Source organism: Nocardia sp. 2TAF39 (assembly GCF_052114905.1).
GTDB lineage: Bacteria > Actinomycetota > Actinomycetes > Mycobacteriales > Mycobacteriaceae > Nocardia.
On sequence record NZ_JBFRFQ010000055.1, the window covers coordinates 41,303 to 52,753 of the forward strand.

The window sequence follows — 11,451 nt, forward strand, 5'->3', positions numbered from 1 at the left end:
CACTCGGTTCTCGGCGTAGTCGCGCTGCCGGGCGGCCGGCCAGCTCCCTCAGTTCGATGCGAGTATGCATGAGTACGATCGACCGTATGGAAGGTGGCGACGGCTCCGACCGGCAACGCACCGCCGAGATCACCGACAAGCGCCTACTGCGTGGCGCGAAGACACGAGCGGCGGTACTGCGGCAGGCGGTCGACATCGCGTCGCTGGACGGTTTGACCGGCCTGAGTTTCGGCAGGCTCGCCACCGATACCGGGCTCAGCAAGGCCGGGATCCAGACCCTCTTCCGCACCAAGGAGGCGCTGCAGCTGGCCGCCGTCGACTACGCACGAGACCGGTTCATCGAGGCGGTCGTCGAACCGGCGCGGCCCGCGGCGCACGGCGTCGCCCGACTGCGGGCACTGGTCGGACACTGGATGGTCTACGCCGAGACGCCGCTGTTCGCAGGCGGATGCTTCCGGGTCGCGACGATGGCCGAGTACGACAGCAAGCCGGGTCCGGTCCGCGACGCTCTGTTTCGCGATCAGCGAGATTGGGTCGGCCTGCTGGAACGCGAACTGCGCTTCGCGGTGTCCGCCGGCGAGATCGCCGCGCTGGACACGGATCTGATCGCGTTCCAGATCGACGCGGTGCTCTGCGCGACCAACACCGCTCTGCGAATCGGCGACATCGAGGCCGCCGACCGCGCCCGCCGCAGCATCGATGGATTTCTGCAATTGTCGTGATCAGGCGCTATGCGCACTGCCCCGCCTTCCCGTCGAGTTCGGGCCGCGGCTGAGAAGCCGGCGCCTCCGGCGAACGCTACCGGCCACGATCAGCGCCATCGCTGCACACTGCACCCCCTTGACCCACCCAACTGCGCACCCGTGGTTTCGCTGACGTCGACTGCACCCCGAACAATACGGTCGATCGGCCGTATTTCTAATGAAGCCACGAGCTAAGTCGACCCTGAGCACGGTCAGCATCGCCGCAGGTAGACGCCCCAATGGGCAAGCAGTCCGTCGCGAGGCTTCCCAATCCTGAGAAAAACCCTCGACAATCATCGACACGTCAGTTAATGTGACGTTATCCAACGGCACGATAGATGGGGAACGATCAAGCGGACCACACCGGGCCCGCCCCCGATCCCCGAGGTGACGAGAGAACGGAATCAACAATGACCGGGATCACGCCACCACAGCGACGGACACAGACCTGGCTCGTCCGACCGCTGATCGTGAGCGCGATAGCGGCCACGCCGGACCCCCCGGCGCCGACCGAAGCGCTGGCCGAGCCCGACGCGACCGTCGCGGCATCGAGCCCCGAATGCCCGGGCCGCCATGGACACGACAGGCCGGGCTCCTCAAACCACAACGACCGGGACCGTGACGACCGGCGCCGCACCGCGACCGCAACAACGACCGCGACGGCTGCCGCCCGGACCCCTTCCCATCCTTCGGCGGATGCTCCGACCACCGACACTCGCCGGGTCGACCGATCCGCGAACGGCACCGCCGACCACAGCTCGAATCCGAACGGAGACTTACGATGACCACCAACACCACAGCCCGGCGACTGCTCACCTGCGCCGCGATCATCGGCGCCATCACAGTGGGCGGTGCGGGCCTCGCCGCCGCCGAGTCGCACGGGGGTCCTTCGGACCCCCGCAACGGCTCGGGCGACACCACCGGCTGGCACCACATCGATCCCATGGGTTTCCACCACCAGGACCGCAGCCCCCTGCGGGAAAACCAGCACAACAACGCCATTCGCGACTACCACCAGCGCCAGAACCAGCCCGCCCCGAGCGGCGCCGTCACAGGTGACAACGGCAGCTCGAGCTGGTCGCAGGTGCAGCGGCCGGACGGCAGCGGCTACACCGTGTGCCGCCCGCAGGCCAGCTGGTGCCAGTGACTTCGCGGTCGACGCACTCGCTCGCGGACCGATGCTTACAATCAGAGGACTCCGCGCTACGTCTGCCGGTAGCGAGAAGCGCTCCACCACGGCGCGCACGCTCACGCTGCTGGCGTCGGCCGCGATGGCGGTGGGCGGCCTCAGCCTCGGCGCGGGCACCGCCGAGGCCCAGGGCGCTGCCTGCCTCTGGGCGGGCGGAGCCCACGGTCAGGGCGACACGGTCGTCGCGGGCGGCTCGAGCTTCTCCTGCGGAACCGACCAGTTCGGCGCTCCTTATTGGCACCGCGGGGGTGCGGTGGGGCAGCGGAGCACCGTTCCCAACCCCGGCGCGTACGCCAACCCCGCCGGCCTGTTCAGCGCGGGCGCACGCCAATTCGGCACGGAGTACAACGATTACTGTGTCGGAAGCCAGCTCATCGAGGGCTCCGAGGACGTGTATCAGGTGGTCGCGGACGGTCGGGGCGGGCTGTTCTGGAAGGCTGCCGGATCGATCGACCAGTGGGCCTTCGACCCGGGCACCGCGCCGCAGAAGTCCTGGCGGTCGGCGAGCCTCTGCAACGACGGCTCCCTGACCTGACCGAAATCGAACCGCTGCTACGCCCGTAACCGCCGCGACGGTTACGGGCGTAGCTGCGTTCGCAGCGCCCGCTGCTCGGATTCGAGCCGTACCCGCTCGTCGAGGTGATCCGGTACGTGCCAGGTGATGTCAGCCCTGGTGGCCGCCATCAACTTCCTGCGGACGGCCGCGACCTGAGCGTCGACCGTCCGAATCGAACTACCCCTGCGCGCGGCGATGGCGCTGTTGGCCCAGCCCGCGGCGGCGAGCACCGCGACCTCGCGTTCCGCGGGCGTCAACTCGTCCCAGCGCGAGGCGGTCGCCCTGACCTGCGGGCGCAGGCTCGGCACCTGGTCGATGGCGAGCCTGCCGAGCAGAAACCGTTGCAGCTCATCATGTTCCGGCCGCAGGCGGGCACCGCGACCGGCTGCGGCCGCATAGGCGCCCGCGCCGATGACCGAGGTCGCGACCTCGGTGGCATGGGCGGTACCGCGCGCCACCAGCGTCACCCGGTCCGCGACGATGCCCATCGATCGGTGCAGCGTTGCGATACCGCCCTGGAGATGGGCGATTCGGGTGGCGGCGGCGGTCAATGTGGCCCGGCCCGCGTCGCCCGCGGCGATCTGGGAGGACAGGATATAGGTCAGCGCCATCGTGATGAAATGGGCAACCCAGCCCGCTGTCCAGGTGTCCCCGTTCGTCAGCACCCGTTCCAGAGTCGACTGTCCGAGCTTCACCGCCTCGTGTGGGTCACCGTGTCTGGACACCGCGATCATCCAGGCGAGCTCCGCCCAGGAGATCGCCCAGCCCGCGTCGGAGGCGACAGCCCGGCCCAGGTGGCCGCGCGCGACACCGAGCGCCAAATCGGCGTCACCGAGGTTCGCGCAGGTGAGCGCCTCGAACAGCTCGCTGCGCTGCTCTCCAGCCCGGTCGCCCGCGGCGGCGAATTTCCTTCGTGCCCTCGCCAAGACATCGACCGCCCGCAGGTCGAGGTGGACGAGCAACAGCTCCAGCCCCCAGGTGAACTCGACCGCGGCGGGCAAACCGATGTCGACGGCGGTGCTCTCGCGCCAACGGCGGCGCAGATCCGGGTCGGACAGGCACTCCACGGCGCATTCGTCGAGCAGCTGCGCGGTGTAGACGTGTCTGCCCTGCCAGATGGCGATCCATCCGACCAGCGCGGTCGCGTCGACGCGGAGGTGGGTCGGTGGCGGGTCGACCCACCGAGTGGCTTCCAGGGCCTGTTCGGTGAGACCGGTGATGGCACGGTTGGATCCGGTGATGAACGGGACACGCAGCGCCATCAGCGTCGTGGCGGTCTCCAGGCCGACCACGGCCTCCTCGGGGTCGGCGAGGCTGGTCTCGATGGCGATGAGGATGTTGTCCCACGCCGCGCGCGCCCAGTCGAGCCAGTCCTGTTCTCGTGGGCCGTACCAGGTGGCAGGACCCGCGGCGACCCGGTCCCGGTAATAGCGCCGATGCCGGGCAAGCAGCCGCGCCTCGTCCAGGTCGTCGTGACGGACCGACAGCCGGTCTCGCACGAACACACGGACGCTCTCGAGCAGGTAGTACCGGACGGTAACCGCCGTGATGTGCACGGAGAGCAGCGACCGTTCGACCAGGCGCTCCAACAGGCGATCGATCTCCTCCTCCGGCAGCGCAGGGTCTGCGCACACCGCCGCGATTGCATCGAATTCCGCTCCGCCGCAGGGGGTTTCGTCGTTGTCGGTGTCGAATCCGGTAGCGAACACCGACATCCGGTCCAGCAGCAGCTGTTCGCGGTCGGTACACAGACCATAGGACCAGGCGATCACGTCACGGACACTGCGGTGCCGTTCCCCGACTCCGCCCCTGGCGCCGTGGGACCACTGCAGACGCCGGTCGTCGGTATCGCCGGACAGTTCGCGCAGCACGATCGCGGGCGGCCGGTGCAGCAGGCGGGCGGCAGCAAGCCGGATGAACAGCGGGTTGTTGTCCACATGCCCGCAGATCCGCGCGGCGATGGCAAGTTGTCCCGGATCCTCCGGGATAGGCCGCCCGGTGAGTTGGGCGCGCTGTCGGAACAGCTCGAGGGCGTGATCGCTGGACAGCGGCGGCACGGCCACCAGGTGCTCGTCGATCCAGCCGATCGGTTCCCTGCTGGTCGCGACGACGGTTAGTCCGGGCACCACTTCCAGAAGGCCGACGATCAGCGGCGCCACCCCGTCGAGCACGTGCTCACAGTTGTCCAGCACCAGGATCGCCCTGTGGGCTTCGCCCGCGTCGCCACCGCTGAAAGTGTCCACCAGGGCGTCCCAGGCGGACCGGCCCGCGATGCCGCCCTTCGCGACCGACTGCACCACCTCCTCGGCGACCGCTCCGGTCTCCGCGCCGGGCGCCAGGCGGGCAAGCCGTGTCCAATAGACCGTGTGCCGCGCCGCGCCCCGATACCGGCGCACCGCCTCGGCAGCCAGCGTCGTCTTGCCGATGCCACCCGGTCCGACCAGGGTGATCAGCCGGGCATTCGGCGAGCCCAGCAGTGCGTCGACCTGCCGCAGTTCGGCGTGCCGGCCCACGAACTCACTGGGCGCGGCGGGGCCGTCGCCACCGCCGCGGTTCAGTTCCGACATGCACGTGCACCTATCGATCAAAAACCATCGGTCGGAGCAGCCTATCCACTGTGCGCTCCCTTGCGGGCACGGCGGGGTCTTCGCTCGGATTCGTACCGGACGCGATCGACGAGTTCTTCGGGAATGTGGCCTACAATGTCGGCCCGGGAAGAGATCATCAGCTTCTGCCGGATGGCGGCGACCTGAGCGTCGACCGTCCGGATGGAGCTAACCGGCCTGCGCCTGGCACGCACACCGCGGCGTAGCCCCTCCGCCGCTAATCGCGTCTTGCCGATCCCACCGGGGCCGACCAAGGTGACCAGGCGCGCGTCACCGTCCAGCAACGCGCCCAACCGGTCCAATTCCGTTTCCCGGCCGATGAATTCACTGGTGGATGCAGGCAGCACGCCACCTGGTGCCTGAACCAGGGACATACAACGAAAGCTAGCCGACGAAGCCGCTACGCGCTCGACAATGCCGACTCGAGTTCACACGACATCCGCCACCGTTCGGGCGGCGGGGCCGCTACCTCGGGGTATGCGTGCGCTAGACCGAAGACACCGAGGCCATCTGCTGGTAATGCATCTGGACAACAGCGCTGTCGAACGTCATCACATCGACGAGCTGCAACCCCGATACCACCGCGGGTGTCGGGAACAACGGGATACCGCCACCCAGCAGGATAGGGTGGACAAACAGCCGGTACTCATCGATCAGATCGTGCTTCATGAACGCCGACGCCGTCTCCGCGCCGCCGAACAGGACCATGTCGCAACCGGGCCGCCCGCGCAGCGCGGTGATCTCCTCGACCAGATCCTCCCGGATGATTCTCGTGTTCCAGCCGGCGGTAGGCAGGCTGCGCGAAAAGACGAGCTTGGGCGTTTCTTTCCAGCACCGCGCGAAGTCGACATAGAACTCCGATATCGCCGGATCCACGTCGGCGGTCGGCCAGAACGATGCCATGATCTCGAATGTCTTCCGGCCGTAGAGGAACAGGTCGGCCGAGCGGAGTTCGTCCATCAACGACTCGCACAGTTCCTCGTCCACCACTGGCCAGTGGATTTCCTGATCCGGCCCCTCCGCGAAGCCGTCCAGCGACATCTGCATCCACAGGGTCACGCTTCCCATTGCCCACACCCATCTGCTGCCTTGTGCGATTGGGACATTTTCGGCGAAGGCGACGCTCGCGCGCATCAGTAGATTGCGCATGCCATACCTAAGTACATGGCCATAGGTAGCTCCGCGTGTGGCGAGCACGCGGCCAGATGCAACCAATATACCGCTAATTAACGGCACGTTACTGCCACATATCTCCAACGATGGGAAAGTGGAAACGGAAACAATTCCGGTCGGCCCCGCCCGAGCCGAGCAGGTCATGCCTCCGGCAGTGCGTCCGCGAGTTCGGTGTCCTGGCCGAGATACCGTGTGACGAATAGGTTTACGAGCTCGGCGGTCGCCGCGCCGGGCACCGCGCGCGTCGCCGTCAGCTGTTCCTCGAGCTCGGCGACCTCCGCCGGGCCTCGGTCGGATTCCTGGAACGACGCCAAGGCGGTGCGGCGGAAGAGGTCGACGAAACGGCGGGCGATGCGGTCGGCGTCAGCGCGCAGCTTCTCCAATTCGCCGAGCACCTCGTCGGCCGGAATGCCGGCGTCCACGATGCGATCGAGGCTGTGCACCAGCCGACGATCCGCGATCCGATAAGTCGCCGCGTCCACCGGCTCGTACAGCCCCGCCGCGACAACCCGCGCGAGGCCATTGGGCACATCGCGGTAGCGCTCGGCGAGTTCGGTCGCCGCGATCAGGTCTCCGGCAGCAACGACGACCGTCTCGGCCATGTCGGGCTCGACGACGCCGAGGATGTCGCCCAGGTCGTCACCGCGATCCCAGGCTTTGAGCAATTCCTTGATGCCGTTGATTTTTATCCCCCGATCGAGCAGCCTGCTGATGGTCCGTACCCGGTTCAGGTGGTCGGCGCCATAGAAGCCGGTCCGGCCCTTGACCTGAGGCGGCGGCAGTACGCCCCGTTCGTGGTAAACCCGTAGGCTGCGCACGGTCGTACCGGCCTCCCGCGCCAGCTCGTCGATCGTGTACTCCACGCCCGCAGTCATACCTCAAGGAAACCACATCGCAACACGAATGGACGGCCGGTGCGCGGGCATTTTGACGGCGACCCACTCTCCGGCGACAAATCAGCAAACTCCACGTGGTCCGCGCCGATTCATTCGGACAGGGGCACGGCGGCATACGGCAGTGTCCTGCGCGGCAGGCCGACCTTCCCGCCCTTGGAAAACTCACGTGGTGCACGGCTTTTGCCCCTACGCCTATCCTTCCGACATGGGTGAATCTGCGGGCCCCCCGGCTAGTATCGCGGACCGCGAGCGAGCAATGCGCGAGCTGACGCAACACCTCGGCGCGGGCAGACTGAGCCTGACCGAATTCGACGAACTCAGCGCGGTCGTCGCCGCGGCGACCAGCAAGAGCCAACTGGCCGAACTGTTCGCCGATTTGCCAGGCGGCACACCGCAGGCACCGGAGCTGCCACCGACCAATCCACTGCCTCGCCTCGCGGTGCTGGCGGGGGCGGCCGTGGTCTTCGCAGTGGTACTCGCCCTGTCCACCGGCAATTGGCTGTGGTTGCTCGTTATCCTGGCCGCACCAGCGCTTTTCATGCTCACCGCACGGACGGTCTGAGCCCGGTCACCACCTGGACTTCGGCCGCACGTGATTGGCCAGGTCGACGAGGCGATACCGGTGCAGGCGGTGCGGCGCGATCCGGGCCAGCGCGCGCAGACTGGACTCGAGCCCGCGCTGCAAGCCCAAAAGGGTGACCGGGAAACCGAGCAGGGTCGCCTCGGGTTCCGCCGACTGCCCACCGGCGCGCACCCACTCCAACGCCGCACCCACCACGATGACCTGTAGTTGCAGCGCTCTCGGCTCGTCCGGCGCAGCGTCGAGTCGCGCCGCCGCCTCGATGAGGTCGGCCTCGGTGGTCTCCGGAATCGGCTGCGAGACCAGCAGCAGACAGCCGGTCATCCGCGCCACGCTCTGATACCGCGATGCCTCCGGCACCTGGTCGAGCACGGCGACGGCCTCGCGCAGTGCACCGTCGGCCGCGAGCCTGCGGGCCAGTCCGAAGGCCGCGCTCACCACGCCGTGGTTGGTCCGCCACACCGTCCGGTAGTACTCCATGGCGAGCTGATGCCAGCGGTTGTCGTCGTCGAGCTCGCCGAGATGCTGCAGGGTGAGTTCCGCGGTGGCGGCCAGCGCAAGGGCGGGCGCGATCTCACCGGGCAGCATGCCGTGCACCAGATCGAAGTACTCGTAGGCGCGTTCGTACTGGCCGTCCAGCAGCGCGGCGACAGCCGAGTACCACTCGATCCGCCAGTCGGTGGCATAACTCGGTCGCAGATCGGCGAGCCGATCGCACGCGGGCACCACCTCCCCCAGATCGAGGTGCGCGCGGACTGCGGTCAGCGTTCCCTCCAGCTCGAAGGTCTCCGGCTCCCGGATCGTGCCGGAGACGATCCGGTCGGCAGTGCGACGCAGCGCGTCGAGGGCGTGCCTCGGGTCGCCGTGCAGCAGGGTGGACAGCAGGTCGGCGCTGGGGTCCTCGCTGTCGATCAACGGAACCGGCAGGGCCGCAACGACGCTCGGCGCATCCAGCGCGGGGAGTCGATGGCGTCCGTCGGCCATCCCGTCGGTCTGCCCGATCAGTGTCTCGATGCCGAAATCGCCACGCATGGACCCGAATTCGAGCGATGCCTGGGGATGCTCCATGCCGGTATCGGCGGCCAGTACCATCCGAAGTACGCCAGCGAGCTGGCCGTACATCGAATAGGCGGTCGGAAAGCGTCGCTGCGGATCCAGGTCGGTGGCCCGCCGCAACAGCCGGTCCAACGACGGATAGCGCAGCAGCAGCGGCTGCTCGTCCGCCGAAGGGATCCCGGGCAGTTGGTGACCGTCGGCGGTCTTGGGCATGTCCAGCACCAGTGCGGCCAGGGTACGGCCGACGGAGTAGATGTCCGAGGCCACTGTCGGGCCGGTCTCGGTGATCTCGGGCGCCTGGTAGCCGGGGGTGCCGTAGATGCTTCCGTAGGACTCCATCGCGGCGACGGCGCCGAGATCGATCAGCTTGACCTCGTCCTCGCTGACCATGATGTTGTCGGGCTTGAAGTCGTTGTAGGCGAGTCCGAACGAGTGCAGATAATCCAGCGCGGGAAGGATCTCCATCATGAAGGCGATCGCCTCCGAGACCGGAATACGTTCCGGTGCACGCAGATCGAGCATTTTCTTCAGTGAGCGGCCGCCGACGTACTCCATGACGATATAGCCGTCGGGAACGTCGCGGCGGGACTGGTGCTTGACGAAGTTGTGGATCTTGACGATGCCGGGGTAGGCCACCTCGGAGAGGAACTGGCGTTCGGCGAGGGCGACCACGTGAGCCTCGAAGTCGAGCGGATTCTGCAGCCCTTTCAAGACCACCCAGCGGTCGCTCACGTTGCGATCGACAGCGAGATAGATCCAGCCGAGCCCGCCGTGGGCCAGGCAGCCCTGCACCTCGTATTGGTCGGCGACCATCTCCCCCGGCTGGAGCGAGGGTCGGAAGTTGAACGGCGATCCGCACCGGCCGCACTCGCCCTCCACCACGCCGGGCCCGGCGTCTGTGGTGCGGCCGACCGGCTGCTGACACTTCCAGCAAAACCGTTTGTGCTCCGGCATTTCCGGGCTCTGCATGACCGCGGAACGCGGATCGAGCGGGCTCACCTTGGGCATGGACACGAGGCCGTCACCCAACCTTCGCCCGCTCGGTCGCGACCGGCCGCTGCGGCCGGAACCGGGATCCGATTCCAGAAGGCCGTCGAGCAGCTCGGCGGTGCTGATCGTGAGTTCCGAGGAGGGTATGGACGCGATGTCCGCAGCGGCCGTGCGTTCGACGATGCTCGGCATCGACTCGACGGCGACGGCACGCTGCTTCGGCTGCCCCTCGGCAAATTGAGGCGTCGACCACGGATTGGGCAGCCGTGGGGGGATCTCGGTCTTGAGCAGGTGCCGAGTCGCCCATGGGTGAGAACTTCGCCGAGGCACCTCGGTGCCGCGCATTCGCCGATTCGCCCACGGATGCGCGAGTGGACGGTCGGATGCGCTGGGGTGCTCCGGCATACGAACCTCTCAGACCCACCGTTCGATCGGGGTTTCATTCTGGTCCGCTACCTGTCGATGCGCGTTAGTATTGTTCCCAACATTGGGAATAGGTTATCCGCCCCGGGCGGTAGCGCCCGGGGCGGAGGCTGGCTCACTCCTCGTCGGGCTTGTCGAGAATCACCACCGTATCGCCACCCGCCGCGTTCTTGCGCGGCGGCCGCTCGGCCAGAACCGGGAACTGCCCGGTGACGCCCTGACGGACCTCCGCGACGCGCAGCACCCGCTTACGCGCCAGGAACCAGCCGCCGACCAGCGCCGGAACAACGACCACGACCATGGCGATCACCGCGCCCCGCTGCACTTCGTCGTCGCTGAAGGCCATCAGACCAACCACGGTGACGAGGAAGGCCAACGTCGCGAAGCTCGTGTAGGGCGCGCCGATCAGCCGGAAGGACGGACGCTCCGCGCGACCGGTGCGCGACCAGCGCCACAGCTGCAGCTGGCAGACCACGATCGCGGCCCACGCGACGATCGTGCCGAGCGCCGACATGTTCAATACGATCTCGAACGCCTTGTCCGGCACCACAGCGTTCAGGCCGACGCCGATCAGCGCGACCGCGCCGGTGGCGAGGATGCCGACGTAGGGCACACCGCCCTTCGACATTCGCGACGCGATGGTGGGCGCACTGCCGTTCATCGACATCGAGCGCAGGATCCGGCCGGTCGAATACAGACCGGCGTTGAGGCTGGAGAAGGCCGCGGTCAGCACCACGAGGTTCATCACCGAGCCGGCCCCATCCACGCCGATCCGCGAGAAGAAGGTGACGAAGGGGCTCTCACCGTCCTTGAAGGCGGTGTAGGGCAGCAGCAGCCCGAGCAGCACCAGCGACCCGACGTAGAACAGCGCAATCCGGGCGATCACGGAGTTGATCGCGCGCGGCATGATCTTCTCCGGGTTCTCCGCCTCACCCGCCGCCGTACCGACCAATTCCACTGCGGCATAGGCGAAGACAACACCGGTGGTGACCAGGACGAGCGGAAGTATGCCGGCGGGGAAAAGCCCGCCACTGTCGGCGATGACGCTAGGACCGGTGTGCTGCCCCTGGATGGTGAAACGTCCCGCGAGGAAGACCGTGCCGATGATCAGGAAGGCGACCAGCGCGACCACCTTGATCAGCGCGGCCCAGAACTCGAGCTCGCCGAACCACTTCACCGAGATGAGGTTGATGCTCACCACCAGCGCGAGGGCCACCAGGGCGATCAGCCACTGCGGTA

Annotated in this window: 10 protein-coding genes; 4 read left to right on the forward strand and 6 right to left on the reverse strand. The window is 67.5% G+C overall.

Translation table 11 applies throughout. The annotated features are described in order from the left end of the window. Nucleotides 1-68: 68 nt before the first annotated feature. From AB4Z47_RS26655 to AB4Z47_RS26665, 3 genes are all read left to right on the forward strand, one after another. Entirely contained in the window at nt 69-722 is a 654-nt protein-coding gene (locus AB4Z47_RS26655; RefSeq protein ID WP_441954731.1) for a TetR/AcrR family transcriptional regulator, read from the forward strand. 802 nt (nt 723-1,524) lie between these two features. Next, nucleotides 1,525-1,890 carry a hypothetical protein gene (locus tag AB4Z47_RS26660; RefSeq protein ID WP_441954733.1) on the forward strand — a complete coding sequence of 122 codons (366 nt, stop codon included), beginning with the start codon at nt 1,525-1,527 and terminating at the stop codon, nt 1,888-1,890. A gap of 31 nt (nt 1,891-1,921) precedes the next feature. After that, nucleotides 1,922-2,467, forward strand: coding sequence for a hypothetical protein (locus AB4Z47_RS26665; protein WP_441954734.1), 546 nt, complete (start codon nt 1,922-1,924; stop codon nt 2,465-2,467). 41 nt (nt 2,468-2,508) lie between these two features. Here AB4Z47_RS26665 and AB4Z47_RS26670 read toward each other — a convergent pair whose 3' ends face one another. From AB4Z47_RS26670 to AB4Z47_RS26685, 4 genes are all read right to left on the reverse strand, one after another. After that, complete coding sequence (locus AB4Z47_RS26670) at nt 2,509-5,055, reverse strand: ATP-binding protein (protein WP_441954736.1); 2,547 nt, start codon at nt 5,053-5,055, stop codon at nt 2,509-2,511. Nucleotides 5,056-5,096: 41 nt separating this feature from the next. Beyond that, on the reverse strand, nt 5,097-5,468 hold the full coding sequence (locus AB4Z47_RS26675) for an AAA family ATPase (RefSeq protein WP_441954738.1): 372 nt from the start codon (nt 5,466-5,468) through the stop codon (nt 5,097-5,099). A 112-nt stretch (nt 5,469-5,580) separates the two neighbouring features. Next, nucleotides 5,581-6,411 carry a dihydrofolate reductase family protein gene (locus AB4Z47_RS26680; RefSeq protein ID WP_441954740.1) on the reverse strand — a complete coding sequence of 277 codons (831 nt, stop codon included), beginning with the start codon at nt 6,409-6,411 and terminating at the stop codon, nt 5,581-5,583. Beyond that, nucleotides 6,408-7,142, reverse strand: coding sequence for a MerR family transcriptional regulator (locus AB4Z47_RS26685; protein WP_441954742.1), 735 nt, complete (start codon nt 7,140-7,142; stop codon nt 6,408-6,410). Before AB4Z47_RS26685 ends, AB4Z47_RS26680 begins: the two co-directional genes overlap by 4 nt. Nucleotides 7,143-7,368: 226 nt before the next feature. On the opposite strand from AB4Z47_RS26685, the gene AB4Z47_RS26690 reads away from it, so the two are divergent. Then, the gene (locus tag AB4Z47_RS26690) at nt 7,369-7,725 is read left to right on the forward strand and encodes a DUF1707 SHOCT-like domain-containing protein (protein ID WP_441954744.1); all 357 of its coding nucleotides are present in this window, start codon (nt 7,369-7,371) and stop codon (nt 7,723-7,725) included. Nucleotides 7,726-7,731: 6 nt separating this feature from the next. Here AB4Z47_RS26690 and AB4Z47_RS26695 read toward each other — a convergent pair whose 3' ends face one another. Together AB4Z47_RS26695 and AB4Z47_RS26700 are read right to left on the reverse strand one after the other, a co-directional pair. Next, on the reverse strand, nt 7,732-10,194 hold the full coding sequence (locus tag AB4Z47_RS26695; RefSeq protein WP_441954746.1) for a tetratricopeptide repeat protein: 2,463 nt from the start codon (nt 10,192-10,194) through the stop codon (nt 7,732-7,734). A 133-nt stretch (nt 10,195-10,327) separates the two neighbouring features. Next, a partial coding sequence (locus tag AB4Z47_RS26700) for an amino acid permease (protein ID WP_441954747.1) occupies nt 10,328-11,451 on the reverse strand: 1,124 nt, incomplete at its 5' end.